Origin of the sequence: Actinoplanes sp. NPDC049118, from assembly GCF_040648555.1 — a bacterium.
In the GTDB taxonomy this organism is placed as follows: domain Bacteria; phylum Actinomycetota; class Actinomycetes; order Mycobacteriales; family Micromonosporaceae; genus Actinoplanes.
The window spans coordinates 138,555-153,366 of the sequence record NZ_JBEZDY010000019.1 but is presented as its reverse complement, the minus strand read 5'-3'; the positions used below and the strand labels follow the sequence as shown (position 1 = coordinate 153,366).

Below are 14,812 nucleotides of genomic sequence, written 5' to 3'. Positions count from 1 at the left end.
CCGTGGTCGCACTGTTGCTCTGCGGCGCGGGCGCCGCGTCCATGGAGGCGTACGTCGAGTCGGTGCCGATGTCCGCCGGACCGGCCGAGCCGCAGGCGTCGACGCTGTACTACCGCGACGGTCGCACCATCCTGGCCCGGGTCGGCACCACCGACCACAGTGACGTGCCGCTCAGCTCCGTGCCCCCGGCGGTCCGGTCCGCGGTCCTCGCCGCCGAGGACCGCGACTTCTACGACCACAGCGGCGTCTCGATCCGCGGCGTCCTGCGCGCCGTCGTCGCGGACGTCGGTGGCAGCCGGCAGGGCGCCTCGACGATCACCCAGCAGTACGCCCGCAACGCCTTCCTCACCCAGGACGTATCGGTGGAGCGGAAGGCGAAGGAGTTCGCGATCGCCATCCGGCTGGAGCGCGAGCACACCAAGGACGAGATCCTCGAGCGCTACCTCAACACCATCTACTACGGCCGCGGCGCGTACGGCATCGCGGCGGCGGCCAACGCCTACTTCGGCATCACGCCGGACCGCCTGACCGCCGCACAGGGCGCGGTGCTGGCCTCGGTGATCAAGGATCCGTACGGGTTCGACCCGGCGAACGACGCCTCCGCCGCACGGTCCCGCTGGGAGTGGGTCATCAAGTCGGAGCGCGAGCAGGGCTGGCTCGCCGAGGAGCCGCACTATCCGCCGGTGAATCCGGCCACCGTGCAGGCTCCCGGCCCCGACGGCCTGGTCGTCGACCGGGTCGAGCGCGAACTGGCCGGGCACGGCGTGACGCCGCGGGCCCTGCACACCCTGGGTCTGTCGATCATCACGACTCTGGACCCGGCCGCGCACGGCGCGGCCGTCAACCAGGTCGCGGCCCACCTGGCGAGCCAGCCGAAGGGCCTGCGGGCCGCGCTGGTCGCGGTCGACCCCGCAACCGGTGGGGTACGGGCCTACTACGGCGGTGACCAGGGGCGAGGCTACTTCGACGACGCCTCGGCGGCGCACCCGGCGGCCTCGACGTTCAAGCCGGTCGTGCTCGCGGCGGCGCTGCGCGAGGGCATCGGCTACCTGTCGCGCTGGGACGGCAGCTCGCCGCGCCTCTTCGCCGGCCGGCTCGGCGTGCCGCTGTCGAACCGCGGAGACCAGCAGTGCCCGAGCTGCACGCTCGAGAAGTCGATGGTCGAGTCGCTCAACACCCCGTTCTACGCGGTCACCGAGGAGATCGGCGCGGCCACCGTCCGGTCCATGGCGTACGACCTGGGCGTCGCGAGGACGTACGGTGGCGCACCGACGCTTGTGGACGCCAAGGGCGATCCGACGCCGGGCAGGACCCGGTCGGACATCGCGATCGGCCGCTATCCGGTCACTCCCGGCGACCTCGCCTCCGTGTACGCCACCTTCGCCGCGGGCGGCGTCCGGCACGACCGGTACTTCGTGGAGTCGGTGTCCACCCCCGACGGCCGGCGCCTCTGGACGTCCGCGCCGGTGGCGAAGCGGGTGCTCGACAGCAAAGCGGCGGCCGACGTCTCCACCGTCCTGAGCGCCGTGGTGCGCGGTGGCGACGTGCTGCCGGGCCGTCCCGCCGCCGGCAAGGCCGGCGCGCAGCAGTGGGGCGACACAAAGGACAACCAGGACGCCTGGATGGCCGGCTACACCCCCGAACTGGCCACCGCGGTCTGGCTCGGGAAGGCCCGGCCCGGCCCGATCCGCGACTCGGCGGGCGACGCGATCAAGGGCGAGACCGTGCCCGCGCGGCTGTGGCGTGACTTCACCCGTGACGCGCTGGACGGCACGCCGAAGACGGCGCTGCCGAGGCCGGCGCACGTGGGACGGATCGACGTCGGCGACGCCGGGCGGTCCAAGGCCGCCGCCAGGCCGAAGGACGAGGACTCGAGGCCGGCGCCGGGCGTACCGGTCGTGAACACCGCGGGGAAGGGCAGGCGGCTCGCGCTGACCTTCGACGACGGGCCGTCGCCGTACACGGCCCAGGTGCTCGATCTGCTCGCCGAGCAGCGCGTCAAGGCCACCTTCTGCATGGTCGGTGAGGAGGTCGAGAGGTATCCGGAGCTGGTGCGCCGGGTCGTCGCCGAGGGTCACCAGCTCTGCAACCACTCCTGGAAGCACGACGACCTCGGCCGGGTCTCCGCGGTCGCGGCCCGCGACGACATCATCCGTACGAACGAGGCCATCGCCGCGGCCGCGCCGGGGGCGCCGGTGCCGTACTTCCGCGCGCCGTACGGGTCGTGGGGCAGCTCCGCGAAGGTCGGCAGCGACCTCGGTCAGACCCCGCTCGGCTGGGTCGTCGACCCGGACGACTGGCTGCTGCCGGGCGCGGATGTCATCGCCGACCGCATCGAGAAGCAGCTGAGGCCGCGCGCGATCGTGCTGATCCACGACGGCGGCGGCGAGCGTGAGCAGACGGTCGCGGCGCTGACGAAGCTGATCCCGAAGCTGAAGCGCGACGGCTGGAGGTTCGACCTGCCGGAGCGGACGGTCATGTCACGCCCGCTGCCGCAGGCGCCGGCTCCGGAGTCCTCGTCGGCCTCGGCCTCCCCGTCGCCGTCCACCACGCCGACTCCGGAGGCCGGCGCCTCAACCCGCCCGTCGAGCGGTGCGACCCCCGGCCCGTGAGATCGGGCCCGGCAGCTCGGCGAACCACTCGGCGATCCGGGCGGGTGCCACGTCGTAGCCGGTGGCGCGCCCGCCCGCCCAGTTCACCCCGACGAGCAGTCCGTCGCGCTGCAGGCCGGGCAGCCAGTCGTCGAGCCAGTCGGAGAAGGGGATCTCCACCACGTCGAAGCCCCGGTACGCCGCCACGGTCCCGACGACCCGTTTGGCCCGCGTCGGCTTGGACCAGAACGGCATGGCCCGGTTCCCGGCCGCATCCCGGGGTGCGGGGAAGCCCGCGGCGTCCCGGATCGACCAGACCCGGCGTTCCTGGGGTACCTCGCGGCGGAACGCCGCCGAATGGGCCGCGCTGAGCGACATGCCATCCCTCTCTGTAACCGATACTCCACCCATCGTCCCCTATCGGGGGTTTGCAGGTGATTTGAACCGATAAATCCGGGTGCTGGGCTCGGCGTTTGCACCAGATCGTGCTCCCCGGCCACGGCCGGCGAGGGCTCGGGGGTCCGGCGATCCGAGTCGCCGTATGTTCCCAGCCATGGATATCAGAGAGGCGACCCCGCAGGACTGGCCCCGGATCTACCCGTTCTGGTCGCGGATCGTTGAGGCCGGCGAGACGTACGTCTACCCGCTCGGCCTGGGCTCAGACGACGCGCGGGCGCTGTGGATGGAGCCGCCGCCGGGGGTGACCGTCGTGGCCGTCGAGGGCGACGACATCCTCGGCTCGGCGAAGATGGGCCCCAACCGGCCGGGACGCGGCGCGCACGTCGCCACCGGCAGCTTCATGGTCAACCCCGAGTGCCACGGCCGGGGTGTCGGCCGGGCGCTGGGCGCATACGTCGTCGACCGGGCGCGTTGCGAGGGCTACCACAGCATCCAGTTCAATGCCGTCGTGGAGAGCAACGCCGCCGCCGTGCACCTGTGGCGCTCGCTCGGCTTCGAGATCGTCGGCACCGTACCGGAGGCATTTGATCATCGGACGAACGGACTAGTCGGTCTCCACATAATGGTCAAAAAGCTATAAATCACCCAAAACGCCACTCAAACGGCGTCCATGGGTAAAAAGCTCCCATAACCTCTGGTTGTCGAGCTGGCCGTCAGGCTTGGCTACGTGACCTAGTTTCGGAGGATTTGGGATGAGCAAGGGTCGTCGAATCGGAGCCCTCGCGGTCGCCGCCGCTTCCACTGTCGGCATGGCGTCGCTGGTGGCGCCGACCGCCGCGGAAGCGGCGCCGCGTGGCCCGGTGCCCGTCTCCAGCGGGATCCGGACCGTCCGGGCCTTCGCGCCCACCTGGGTCGGCATCCGCTGGACCACCGACCGCCGCATCTGTGACGTCGCGGTCCGGGTCAACGGTCGCGGCGTGTACGTGGGCTACCCGGGAGGGCGCCGGTTCACCTCCTTCCCGCGGGGCGGCTCGCTGCTGCCCGGGCGCACCGACGTCACGACGTTCCTGGTGAACCCGCAGTTCCGTCGCTCCAGCGTCGCGCGGCTGATCGCCACCATCGAGTACGACAACTGCGGGCGGCACGCCCGCACGATGCGTAGGTCGTTCAACCTGGCCATGCCGGTCGTGGTGATCGGCGGCGGCGGCCCGCAGGGCGGGGGTCAGCACGGCGGTGGCCAGCACGGCGGTGGCCAGCACGGCGGCGGCCAGCAGGGCGGCGGTTGGCAGGGTGGCCAGCAGGGCGGCGGCCAGCAGGGCGGCGGTTGGCAGGGCGGTCAGCAGGGCGGCGGCCAGCAGGGCGGTCAGCAGGGCGGTCAGCAGGGCGGCGGTCAGCAGGGCGGTCAGCAGGGTGGCCAGCAGGGCGGCGGCCAGCAGGGTGGCCAGCAGGGCGGCGGCCAGCAGGGCGGTCAGCAGGGCGGCGGCCAGCAGGGTGGCCAGCAGGGCGGCGGCCAGCAGGGTGGCCAGCAGGGCGGCGGCCAGCAGGGTGGCCAGCAGGGCGGCGGCCAGCAGGGCGGTCAGCAGGGCGGCGGCCAGCAGGGCGGCGGTCAGCGCGGGTAATTGCTGAAGTCTGTGCTGCGTAGATAGCCAAACGCGTGGCCGGCCACCTGGCCGGCCACGCGTTTGTCGTCGTCTCTCCTTTTCAAACCAACTTCGACGTGACGGAGATCGCAATATCATGCGAATTATTGTGGTTTGAAGCTGGCTGAGGCATTTGGAGAGCTGATGAACGGGACCCGGCGAATCGCAGTGCTGGCGGCCGCGGTGATGGCGGCCACAGGCCTGATGACGGCGACCCCGGCGGCCGCGGGGCACCACGGTCCCCGCCCGATAATCCACTGGATCGAGATCGTCCAGGCGCACGAGCCGACCTGGGTCAAGGTCTGGTGGACCACCGGCAGACGGATCTGCGACGCCGAGGTGACCGTCAGGGGCGAGGACGTCGGGATCGTCTACCCGGAGAACACCGGCTCGTACACGTCGTTCCGCCGGGACGCCGACCTAAAGCCGGGCCGGCCCGACTACACGGCGTTCAAGGTGGACGCGGACTACGACCGGAACACGCTGGTGCCTCTCGAGGCGACGCTGACCTACAACACCTGCGGCAGCCAGGCGGTCGAGAAGGCCAGGATCTACTGGCTCCGGCTCCCAGTGCTGCGGAACCCCGACCACGACCGCTGAGGTTCTTACGCGCGGCCGGCGGGGGCGGCCGACCGCGCGTAAGAACCGGTCCTGGGTGGTGCCTAGCGGGTCGCCATGATCAGCGCTGCCGGGTCGGCGCAGACGAGCTGCAGCGCCCGGGCCACCACGGCCGGGTCGTAGGTGGAGGCGTGGAACGTCGCCTCCAGGTGCAGCACCCCGCCCATCTCGGACGTGGTGAGCGTGATGCCCTCGGGGCCGTTGAGCGTCGGGACGCTCTGGTTCACCCGGCCGGCGACGTCGACCGCCCAGGGCAGGTCGGCGAGCACGTCGTGCCGGCCCTGGTTGCTGAACGTCAGCCGCGGCCGCGGCTCGATCGGCGCCTCGCCCGGGTACGGGTCGGGCAGGCCCGGCGCGCCGGTAACCGCGATCTTGCCCTCGCGCAGCAGCATCATGGTCAGGATCCGGCCGGTGGCCAGCTCCGCCTTGAGCGTGGTGTGTATCGCCTGCGGGTCGGTCAGGCTCGCCGGGCTCAGGTACGGGCCCATGCAGAAGTTGCTGTCGATGCTGACGCCCTTGTCCACGTACCGGCGGGCGTCGGCCAGGAACGTGCCGCCGGACATGTCCGGGTTCAGCCCCAGCTCCCGCAGCGCCGCGGTGAAGGCCGCGAACGTGATCGCCGACGTGGTGACCCCCGGCGAGTGCTCGTCGCGCCACACCCGCATTTTGCCCAGCACGTCGGCGGAGCGGGCGGTCTCGACGGTCAGGCTCGCCGTCCAGGGCCGGGTCGCGGACTGCTCCTGGTGCGGCGGCCGGGCGAAGCTCAGCCCCTGCTTCCAGCGGCCCGGCTTGGTGCCGAACTGCTTCCACCAGGCCTTGGGCAGCGCCCAGCGGTGCCGCGCCGACGCGGCGATGACCGCCGGCCGCTCCTCGCCGGCCGCGCGGACGAGCTCGCGCAGGAGCACGTTGACCGGCCCGGCGTCGCCGTACGCGTGCGCCACCTTCATCGCGACGTAGCCGCCGCCGGCCAGGATCCGTACGGGGTGGTGCGCGCGCTGCTCCGCCTGCAGTTCCCGGGTCATCGCGTCGAAATCGACCGGCCCGTCGCCGAGGTCGGTGACGGCCTCGGCGACGTAGGCGGCGAAGGCCGCCGCGTCCATGTGCTCCCACCGCGCTCCGGCCCGGTCGAGCCGCGACACGGCGCGGTGCGTCGGGTCCGCGGCGTGCAGCCCGATCAGCGCGTTCCGCAGCCGTTCGGCGGTGACGCCGGTCAGCGGGCCGACGGTCCGGATGTACTCCAGCGGCAGCCAGGCGCGTTCGCGCAGGGTCAGGCTGGTGGTGGACATGATGTTCTCCTCGAGAGGTGTACGGGCGAAGACGACCCGGAGCACGGTCGGCGCGACCAGCACGGTCTCGGCGGCCATCACCAGCGCCACCCAGGTGACGAGTTCGGTGAGGCTGCCGCGGCTGCCCCCGTACCAGGCGGCGGCGAGCTCCGCGACGCCGGCGAAGACCGAGAAGATGCCGGCTCCGCGGACCCGGCCCTGTACCCGCGAGATCGCCAGGAAGAAGTGGTGGAAGACGAACGGCAGGTAGGTCAGCGCCAGGATCATCAGCGCGGTCCCGGCGCTCTCCGCGTAGCCCGCCCCGAAGAGGCTCATGATCGGCTTCGCGGCGAAGACCACCACGAGCGAGACGGGCAGGCCGCCGCCGAGGCAGATGAGCAGGCCCATCCGCACCTTGGAGCGCAGCGCGGCCTTGTCGCCGCTGGCCACCGCGAAGAGCGTGAGCGCGACGTTGCCCGGGACCATGGCGAGGAAGGACAGCACCATGAACGCGGTATAGAAGGACGCGTTCGCCTCGGCCGACAGCACCGCGGTGACGACCAGCGGCAGCGCCGCACGCGGCAGGTAGGTCGCCAGGTTCAGCAGGTTGTGGTCGAACGTCGACCGGCCCCGGCCGCGCAGCAGCGACGCTCGCGGGCGTACCGAATCGATCATGCCCTTGCGCCGCAGGGCGCGACCGAGGATCACGACCGAGGCGACCATGCCGGCGATCCAGGTGAGCAGCAGTTCGCCGCCGGTGAGGGTGAGCGGCAGCACGACGAGGGCGCCGAGCAGGGCCAGCTTGATCACCGAGAACCAGGCGTTGCGCATCAGCTGCATGGGCCCCTGCAGCAGGCCGACCAGGGCCTCGTCCAGGACCAGCGTCATCGCGTTCAACGCGATGCCGAAAACCAGCAGCACGGTGGCGGCCGTGCCGCCGAGCGCGTTCTGCAGGCCGGGGATGGCCAGGTGCGCGAGCGCGACGTAGACGAGACCGCCCACCGTCGAGGCGCTGCCGGCGACCAGCAGGCAGGTGGAGATCAGTTCCCATTTGCGGCCGCGCAGCGCCGGTAGGTCGGAGATCAGCATGGTGCCCATGCCGAACATCCCGATCGTGCCGATCAGCGTCATCGCCGACACCGCCGCGGACGCCTGTCCGACGGCCTCCTTCGACGCGCTCTGCGCCGCCAGCCACCAGTAGGCGAAGCCGAACAGCGAGGTGATCGCGGTCGTCGCCATCAGCGAGCCGGCGTTCAGGAACAGATCCAGATGCCCGCGCAGGATGGCCACGATGCCGGTGCGGCCGGGCCCCTCGGTGCCGGAATCCAGGCTCTGCGGTTCGGCCTCGGTTATCGTGCTCTCCACCTAGCTACCGCCCCCAGTGCAGTGATCGAAGCCAAACGGTAGTTACCTTGCGTGTTCGGCTGCCACGGCAGACCGGTACACACTCGGTGCACTGTCCGGAGTGGAGATCATGCGGACCGGGTGACGGGTCCGGGACCGTTCGGTGGAATTCTGCGACGTGTGGGACCTCAGGCGTTATGCCTGGTCACAGCCGCAACGCCCGATGCGTGGGATGAGTTCGGCCACGTAGCGTGACCTACTCCTCCCAGACCGGTACCGAGGGTAGACCCCGGGCGGCGCGGGCGGCGTCGGTCAGTTCCTGGATCAAGCCGGTCTTACCCCGCGTGTACGCCTCGCCGGGCCCGTACCGGTCCATCAGCTCACGCTTGAGTGCCGCGTAGCGCTCGCGGTCCGCGGGATGCGCGAGCAGGTGGTCGCGCAGCAGCCGCTCGTTGCGCGTCGGCCAGCTCTCGGCGGTCACCACGTGCAGGTGGTAGCCCGTGCTGTCGTAGTCCTCGCGCCGGTAGAAGAGCCGCTCCGGCATGTCGGAGCGCATCATGTGGTAGCCGAGCGTCGCCAGTGCCTGGTCGTTCACGTCGTCGAGATCGTCGACGCTCGCCATCAGGTCGATGACGGGCTTGGCGGGCAGGCCGGGCACCGCGGTGCTGCCCACGTGCTCGATCTCGAGGAACAGGGGCGCCAGCACCACGCAGGCCAGCCGGCCGAGGGCGGCCCAGCGCTCGTCGGGCTCCGCGATCGTCACAGCCAACCCGCCTTCTTCAACCGGCGATGCAGCAGCACGGCGGCCGTGGCCATCAGCAGCACCGCGCCCAGATAGCCGTATCTCCAGCCCAGCTCCGGCATGAACTCGAAGTTCATTCCGTAGACCCCGGCGATGGCGGTCTGCACGGCCGCGATGGCCGCCCACGAAGCGATCTTGCGCATGTCGTTGTTCTGGTCGACCGAGACCTGCGCCAGCCGCGCCTGCAGGATCGAATTCAGCAGGTCGTCGAAGCCGGCGACCCGGTCGACGGCCCGGGCGAGCCGCCCACGCAGATCGACCAGGTACGGCTGGAGCCCCTCCGGCACGACGCCCCGGTCGAGCAGCCGCTGCAACGGCTCCTGCAGGGGTATCACGGCGCGCTTGAACTCGACCATCTCCCGCTTGAGCTGGTAGATGTGCGCGATGTCCGGCGGCTTGCTCGCGGAGAAGGCGACCTCCTCCAGAGCCTCCAGGTCGTGCTCGACGTGCCCGGCGACGTCCAGGTAGAGGTCGACCATGCGGCTGCAGACCGCGTACGCGACCGCCCACGGCCCCTGCGCGAGCAGGGCGGGCCGCTGCTCGAGCTCCTCGCGTACCGGCTTGAGCGCCCCGGCGGCGCCGTGCCGCACGGTGATGACGAACCGCGGCCCGATCAGCACGGTGACGTCACCGGTGTCGACCACCTCGGAGGTGGCGGTGAGCTCCTGGTGCTCGACGTAGCGCGCGGTGCGCAGGACGAGCCGGGTGACGTCGCCGAGCGTCTCGGCGGCCGGCCGGTGCCCGGCGTTGGCGGCCTGCTCGGCGGTGAGTTCGTGCAGCCCGAAGACGCGGGCGATGGCGGCCATCGTGGCCTCGTCGGGTTCGTGCAGGCCGAGCCAGACGAAGGCGTCGCGCTGCCGGTGTGCCCGCCGGGCGGCGTCGGCGTAGTGCACGGGCCCGGGCCGACGGATCCCGTTGTGGTAGACGGCGCAGTCGACGACGGCATCGGGATTGCTGCGCCGCGCCTGCGGTATCGCGTGCCGGGGCCGGTTGAGGCCCTCGATGAGCCGGCCGAACGTACGCGGGATCAGCGGCATCTCCCGCCGCCCTCGCCCGAACATCGCCCGTGGTCCCCCGTCGCTCGCAGCACATGCGGGAACGACGGTATCCGCTCCGCGCCGCCCCGCGCCGCACAGTCTGGACCGCCGGCCGCGGAGCCCGTCCAGTTTCCATGATCTAGACGAGGTGGCAAGGGGGCCGACCGGATGGTCGGCCCCCTGCCGGATGGGATGGCGGGAGGTCAGTCCGACCGCTTCATCGCCCGGACGCCGACGAGCAGGCCGAGTGCGCCGACGCCGGCCGCGGCGATCGCGCCGGACGCCGTCGTCGATGCCCAGACGTCGCCGCTGAAGAGCGCGCGCTCCGCGTCGACCACGTAGGTGAGCGGGTTCCACTTCGACAGGGCCTGCAGCCAGGCCGGGCCGGCCGAGACCGGCAGCAGCATGCCGGCGAGCAGCAGCAGCGGGAAGAGCAGCGTCTGCTGCACGGTCCAGAACAGCCACTCCTGGTTCTTCGCCGCGAGCGCCAGCGTGTACGAGAGGGCGCCGAGTCCCAGGCAGAAGACGCAGAGGATGACGAGGCCGAGCAGCGCTCCGCCGAGGTGCAGTTCGAAGCCGAACGGCAGGCAGATCGCCACGATCACCGCCGCCTGGGCGACCACCGGCACGATCTCCTTGAGCGCGCGCCCGATCAGCAGCGCGGGACGGCGCAGGGGAGTGACCAGCATCCGCTCGTGCGAGCCGGTCTGGATTTCGAAGAGCAGGTTCGAGCCGGTCATCGACGTGCCGAACAGGCAGGACATCACCACGATGCCGGGCACGAACCACTGCAGCGGCAGGTCGTCGGGCAGCAGCGGCGCGAAGAGGCCCAGGAAGACCAGCGGCTGGACCATGGAGAAGACGATGCCGAACGGGTTGCGCAGCATCGGGCGCAGCTCGCGGCTGAAGACGACTCCGGTGTCGGTGACGAGGTTGGACATGGTTCAGGCCTCCACGAGTGCCGGGTCGCGGTCGGTGGTCTCGGCGGCCGCGCCGCCCTCGCGCAGGCTGCGGCCGGTCAGCTTGAGGAACACGTCGTCGAGGGTCGGGCGCCTGATCTCCACCTCGGCCGCCGCGAGGCCCGCGGCGCGCAGATCCTCGAGCAGGTCGGGCACGAGCCGGGGCGCGTTCGGTACGGCGATCGTCAGCTGGGTGCCGTGCCGGTGCAGCGGGTGCGCGATGCCCGCCGAGGCCGCCGCCGCGTCGACCTCGTGGTCGAAGCCCAGGATGATCCGGTCCCCGACGTGCTCGGTCTTGAGCCGCGCTGGGGTGTCGTCGGCGATGATCCGCCCGTGGTCGATCACGATGACCCGCTCGGCCATCGAGTCGGCCTCGTCGAGGTAGTGCGTGGTCAGCACGATCGTGGTGTCGTGCTGCTTGCGCAGCTGCACGATGTGTTCCTGCAGGTTGGCGCGGTTCTGCGGGTCGAGTCCGGTCGACGGCTCGTCGAGGAAGAGCAGCTCCGGCGCGTGGATCAGGCCCATTGCGATGTCGAGCCGGCGGCGCTGGCCGCCGGAGAGCGTCGACACCGTCCGGTCGGCGACCTCGCCCAGGCCGAGCGAGTCGATCAGCTCGGCGGCCCGGCGCCGGGCCGCGACGACCTTCAATCCGTACGCACGGCCCTGGCTGATCAGTTCGTCGCGGCCGCGCTGGCTGTGCCCGGCGCCGTTGCCCTGTCCTATGTAGCCGATCCGCCGCCGCACCTCGCGCTGGTCGCGGACCACGTCGAAGCCGGCGACCCGCGCGGTGCCGGAGGTCGGCGGTATGAGCGTGGTGAGCATGCGCAGGGTGGTGGACTTCCCGGCGCCGTTCGGGCCGAGCAGCGCGACCAGCTCGCCGGGGGCGACGGTGAGGTTGACGCCCTGCACGGCGCGTACGTCCTTGAAGTGCCGGGTGAGCTCTTGCGTCTCAATCATGGATCCCACGCTAGGGTTCATAGCGGCCAGTTCTTGACCGCAATCGGAGCGAGACTGAATTCATGGCGAACACGAGTGCGCGGATGCTGAGGTTGCTCTCCCTGCTGCAGACCCACCGCTACTGGCCCGGCACCGAGCTGGCCGACCGGCTCGAGGTCAGCCCCCGCACGCTGCGCCGCGACGTCGACCGGCTGCGCGAGCTTGGCTATCCCGTCGACGCGGCGCGCGGTGTCGCCGGCGGATATCAACTGCAGGCGGGTGCGGCGGTGCCGCCCCTGCTGCTCGACGACGACGAGGCGGTCGCGATCGCGATCGGCCTGCGTACGGCGGCGGCGGGCGCGGTGGCAGGCTTCGAGGAGACCTCGGTGCGCGCGCTGGCGAAGGTCATCCAGTTGCTTCCGCCCCGGCTGCGCCGGCGCATCGACGCCCTTCAGGCCGCGACCGCGCCGGGTGTCTTCGGCGGCGGCCCGACGCTGGACGCGACGACGCTGACGACGCTGGCGATGGCCTGCCGCAGCGAGGAGCGGCTGCGGTTCGGCTACACGCCGCGCGACGGCGACCCCTCGGCGCGTCACGTCGAGCCGCACCGGCTGGTGTCGCTGGGCCGTCGCTGGTATCTCGTGGCCTGGGACCTGGACCGGGGCGACTGGCGCAGCTTCCGTGTCGACCGGCTGGCGGCGCCGGCCCCGACCGGGGCGCGCTTCCGCCCGCGCGAGATACCGGGCGGCGATCCCGTCGCCTGGATGCGCGCCCGCCTCGCCGCGGCGCCGAACCGCTACGACGTGTCGGTCGTGATCCACAGGACGGCGGAGCCGGTGCGGCAGTTCGTCGGCCACTGGGCGACGGTCGAGGAGCTGTCGCCGGCCGCGTGCCGGCTGCGGATGAACGTGGACGACCTGAGCTGGCCGGTCATGATCCTCGGCGCGATGGGCGCGGACTTCACGGTGGAGTCGCCGCCGGAACTGCCCGGACGGATCCGCGAATCGGCCGAGACCCTGCTGCGCGGCGCCGCCGGTCAGATGGACGGATCGGCGCCCCCGTGGCGCCGATCCGCACGATGAATCTATCGATCACCCCCGACACTTTCCCCCTGCGTTTGCAGCTCGGCTTATATAAATCTCAACTTAATAATGCCGCCCGTCCCGACAGTCCTATGTGGTGCGCACGGCGAAATCGCGGGAAAGATGTCGGAGGCGGGCGGCATAATTCCCGGCGTGAACGAGATGCCGGGAACCGTCGACGAGGTGATCGAGCTGGCCCTGGCCGGCCGGCGGGTGAAATACCTGTTCTTCTGGGGCCACCGCCCGCAGCGGGACGGCTCCATCGGCACCGGCTGTCTCAGCCAGTGGTGGCCGTCAACCTTCACCGTCGACGGCATCCGCTTCCAGACGGCCGAGCACTACATGATGTGGCGCAAGGCGCTGTGCTTCGGCGACGACGAGGCCGCGCGCCGCATCGTCGCGGCGAGTCACCCACGCCAGGCCAAGATGCTGGGGCGCCGGGTGCGTGGCTTCGACGAGCAGACCTGGGCCGATCAGCGCCGCGCCATCGTGGTCGACGCGAGCGTCGCCAAGTTCGGTCAGCGCCCCGAGCTGCGCGACTTCCTGGTCGGCACGGGGGAGCGGATCCTGGTCGAGGCGAGTCCGACCGACCGGATCTGGGGCATCGGCCTGGCGGCGACGGACGAGCGCGCCGCCGACCCGGCCCGGTGGCGCGGGCTCAACCTGCTCGGCTTCGCCCTGATGGAGGCGCGCGCCCGGCTCGTCTGACGGGCCCCGCTTCTGTCACAGGCACCGTGGAGGATGGCCCGATGACGAGACTCGGCGCGATCTTCCTGCCCTCCAATCCGCCCGAGCGGCTGCGCGACATCGCCCGCGCCGCCGACGAGGCCGGCCTCGAGCAGCTCTGGCTGTGGGAGGACTGCTTCCTCAACGGCGGCGTCGCCGCGGCCTCGGCCGCCCTGGCCTGGACCACCCGGCTCGAGATCGGCATCGGCATCGCGCCGGTGCCGTTCCGCAACGTCGCCCTCGCGGCGATGGAGATCGCCACGATGCGCCGGATGTTCGGCGACCGGGCGATCGTCGGCATCGGTCACGGTGTGCAGGAGTGGATGGCTCAGGTGGGCGCCAAAGCCGCCTCGCCGATGACCATGCTGCGTGAGCACGCGACCGCGCTGCGAGCCCTGCTGCACGGCGAGACGGTGACCACCCGGGGTCGCTACGTGAAGCTCGACGCGGTCGCACTGGACTGGGCGCCGGACCCCGCGCCCGGTCTGCTGATCGGCGCGACCGGGCCGAAGACGCTGCGGCTCTCGGGCGAGCTGGCCGACGGCACGATCCTGACCGGCGGGACGCCGCCGGAGGGCGTGTCGGCCGCCCGCGAGCACATCGGCGGCCGCGAGGGCCACGAACTCGTCGTGTTCGTGCCGGCCGCGACCGGGCCGACGGGCGCGCGGCGGATCGCGAAGCAGCAGGAGAGCTTCGGGATGGACTTCGCCGGGGCGGCCGGGGACGCCAGGGCGGTGGCCGCGACGGTCGAGCGCTTCGCCGAGGCCGGCGCGACGACGGTGGTCCTGCAGCCGACCGCCGACGATCCGGACCCGGAGGGTTTCGTGCGGTTCGTCGCGGAGGAGGTCCGCCCACTGATCGGCTGACAACACGCTGCGCGGCGTGGTCGGCGGTGCCGCCCGACGGCATTATCTTGTCCGGCATGCCCATTTCGCCGTATATCAAGAGCCTCCGTGAAGTCGTCGGGCACCGCCCGCTGCTGCTACCCGGCGTGACCGCCGTCGTCTTCGACGACGCCGGCCGGCTCCTGCTGGGGCAGCGCTCGGACAGCGGCCGCTGGGCGCTGATCGCGGGGGTCATGGACCCGGGCGAGCAGCCGGCCGAGACCGTGGTCCGCGAGGTGTACGAGGAGACGGCGGTGCACGTCGTGCCCGAGCGGGTCAGCAGCGTGTTCACCCAGCCGCCGAACACCTACCCGAACGGCGACCAGACGGAGTTCGTCGACATCACCTTCCGGTGCCGCGCGGTCGGTGGTGAGGCCCGGGTGAACGACGACGAGTCGCTGGCCGTGGGCTGGTTCGGCCTGGCGGACCTGCCCCCGATCTCGGAGCTGGCCCGCCAGCGCATCGAATGGGCGCTGCTGCCGGGCTCGGGCGCGTGGTTCAGCGCCCCGGCCGTCCGCAGCATCTGACC

At 71.7% G+C, this 14,812-nt stretch carries 14 protein-coding genes; 8 read left to right on the top strand and 6 right to left on the bottom strand.

Annotated features, from left to right (window positions below):
* The first annotated feature begins 2 nt into the window (after positions 1-2).
* A complete protein-coding gene (locus tag AB0B58_RS28295) occupies positions 3-2,612 on the top strand; it encodes a transglycosylase domain-containing protein (RefSeq protein WP_360229659.1) in 2,610 nt (869 codons plus the stop codon).
* Here AB0B58_RS28295 and AB0B58_RS28290 read toward each other — a convergent pair.
* Positions 2,574-2,969 (bottom strand): DUF2750 domain-containing protein, encoded by a 396-nt coding sequence (locus AB0B58_RS28290; RefSeq protein ID WP_360229657.1) that lies wholly within the window; start codon positions 2,967-2,969, stop codon positions 2,574-2,576. The genes AB0B58_RS28295 and AB0B58_RS28290 overlap by 39 nt on opposite strands.
* A 175-nt stretch (positions 2,970-3,144) precedes the next feature.
* Between AB0B58_RS28290 and AB0B58_RS28285 the strand changes: the two genes are divergently transcribed.
* The 3 genes from AB0B58_RS28285 to AB0B58_RS28275 all read left to right on the top strand — a co-directional run bounded on the left by AB0B58_RS28285 (position 3,145) and on the right by AB0B58_RS28275 (position 5,230).
* On the top strand, positions 3,145-3,630 hold the full coding sequence (locus AB0B58_RS28285) for a GNAT family N-acetyltransferase (RefSeq protein ID WP_360229655.1): 486 nt from the start codon (positions 3,145-3,147) through the stop codon (positions 3,628-3,630).
* 112 nt (positions 3,631-3,742) lie between these two features.
* Positions 3,743-4,609, top strand: a complete 867-nt coding sequence (locus AB0B58_RS28280) for a hypothetical protein (RefSeq protein WP_360229653.1) — start codon at positions 3,743-3,745, stop codon at positions 4,607-4,609.
* A gap of 165 nt (positions 4,610-4,774) precedes the next feature.
* On the top strand, positions 4,775-5,230 hold the full coding sequence (locus AB0B58_RS28275) for a hypothetical protein (protein ID WP_360229651.1): 456 nt from the start codon (positions 4,775-4,777) through the stop codon (positions 5,228-5,230).
* Positions 5,231-5,292: 62 nt separating this feature from the next.
* On the opposite strand, the gene AB0B58_RS28270 is transcribed toward AB0B58_RS28275, so the two are convergent.
* From AB0B58_RS28270 to AB0B58_RS28250, 5 genes are all read right to left on the bottom strand, one after another.
* Positions 5,293-7,878, bottom strand: a complete 2,586-nt coding sequence (locus AB0B58_RS28270; protein WP_360229649.1) for a lipopolysaccharide biosynthesis protein — start codon at positions 7,876-7,878, stop codon at positions 5,293-5,295.
* Between the two features lie 235 nt (positions 7,879-8,113).
* Positions 8,114-8,620 carry a GrpB family protein gene (locus AB0B58_RS28265; protein ID WP_360229714.1) on the bottom strand — a complete coding sequence of 169 codons (507 nt, stop codon included), beginning with the start codon at positions 8,618-8,620 and terminating at the stop codon, positions 8,114-8,116.
* A complete protein-coding gene (locus AB0B58_RS28260; protein WP_360229647.1) occupies positions 8,617-9,696 on the bottom strand; it encodes a magnesium and cobalt transport protein CorA in 1,080 nt (359 codons plus the stop codon). Before AB0B58_RS28260 ends, AB0B58_RS28265 begins: the two co-directional genes overlap by 4 nt.
* Positions 9,697-9,899: 203 nt before the next feature.
* On the bottom strand, positions 9,900-10,637 hold the full coding sequence (locus AB0B58_RS28255) for an ABC transporter permease (protein ID WP_360229645.1): 738 nt from the start codon (positions 10,635-10,637) through the stop codon (positions 9,900-9,902).
* A gap of 3 nt (positions 10,638-10,640) precedes the next feature.
* On the bottom strand, positions 10,641-11,612 hold the full coding sequence (locus tag AB0B58_RS28250; protein WP_360229643.1) for an ATP-binding cassette domain-containing protein: 972 nt from the start codon (positions 11,610-11,612) through the stop codon (positions 10,641-10,643).
* 62 nt (positions 11,613-11,674) lie between these two features.
* Here AB0B58_RS28250 and AB0B58_RS28245 point away from each other — a divergent pair, with 62 nt between their 5' ends.
* The 4 genes from AB0B58_RS28245 to AB0B58_RS28230 all read left to right on the top strand — a co-directional run bounded on the left by AB0B58_RS28245 (position 11,675) and on the right by AB0B58_RS28230 (position 14,810).
* Positions 11,675-12,673 (top strand): YafY family protein, encoded by a 999-nt coding sequence (locus tag AB0B58_RS28245; protein ID WP_360229641.1) that lies wholly within the window; start codon positions 11,675-11,677, stop codon positions 12,671-12,673.
* A gap of 162 nt (positions 12,674-12,835) precedes the next feature.
* A complete protein-coding gene (locus tag AB0B58_RS28240; protein ID WP_360229712.1) occupies positions 12,836-13,381 on the top strand; it encodes an NADAR family protein in 546 nt (181 codons plus the stop codon).
* Positions 13,382-13,422: 41 nt separating this feature from the next.
* Complete coding sequence (locus AB0B58_RS28235) at positions 13,423-14,265, top strand: LLM class flavin-dependent oxidoreductase (RefSeq protein ID WP_360229639.1); 843 nt, start codon at positions 13,423-13,425, stop codon at positions 14,263-14,265.
* A 56-nt stretch (positions 14,266-14,321) separates the two neighbouring features.
* Positions 14,322-14,810 (top strand): NUDIX domain-containing protein, encoded by a 489-nt coding sequence (locus AB0B58_RS28230; protein ID WP_360229637.1) that lies wholly within the window; start codon positions 14,322-14,324, stop codon positions 14,808-14,810.
* The last annotated feature ends 2 nt before the right edge of the window (positions 14,811-14,812 follow it).

Coding starts and splice junctions, on each gene's coding strand:
- AB0B58_RS28275 (WP_360229651.1), top strand. CDS start 4,775: ATGAACGGGACCCGGCGAATCGCAGTGCTGGCGGCCGCGGTGATGGCG.
- AB0B58_RS28280 (WP_360229653.1), top strand. CDS start 3,743: ATGAGCAAGGGTCGTCGAATCGGAGCCCTCGCGGTCGCCGCCGCTTCC.
- AB0B58_RS28245 (WP_360229641.1), top strand. CDS start 11,675: ATGGCGAACACGAGTGCGCGGATGCTGAGGTTGCTCTCCCTGCTGCAG.
- AB0B58_RS28260 (WP_360229647.1), bottom strand. CDS start 9,696: ATGCCGCTGATCCCGCGTACGTTCGGCCGGCTCATCGAGGGCCTCAAC.
- AB0B58_RS28230 (WP_360229637.1), top strand. CDS start 14,322: ATGCCCATTTCGCCGTATATCAAGAGCCTCCGTGAAGTCGTCGGGCAC.
- AB0B58_RS28255 (WP_360229645.1), bottom strand. CDS start 10,637: ATGTCCAACCTCGTCACCGACACCGGAGTCGTCTTCAGCCGCGAGCTG.
- AB0B58_RS28250 (WP_360229643.1), bottom strand. CDS start 11,612: ATGATTGAGACGCAAGAGCTCACCCGGCACTTCAAGGACGTACGCGCC.
- AB0B58_RS28240 (WP_360229712.1), top strand. CDS start 12,836: ATGCCGGGAACCGTCGACGAGGTGATCGAGCTGGCCCTGGCCGGCCGG.
- AB0B58_RS28235 (WP_360229639.1), top strand. CDS start 13,423: ATGACGAGACTCGGCGCGATCTTCCTGCCCTCCAATCCGCCCGAGCGG.
- AB0B58_RS28290 (WP_360229657.1), bottom strand. CDS start 2,969: ATGTCGCTCAGCGCGGCCCATTCGGCGGCGTTCCGCCGCGAGGTACCC.
- AB0B58_RS28285 (WP_360229655.1), top strand. CDS start 3,145: ATGGATATCAGAGAGGCGACCCCGCAGGACTGGCCCCGGATCTACCCG.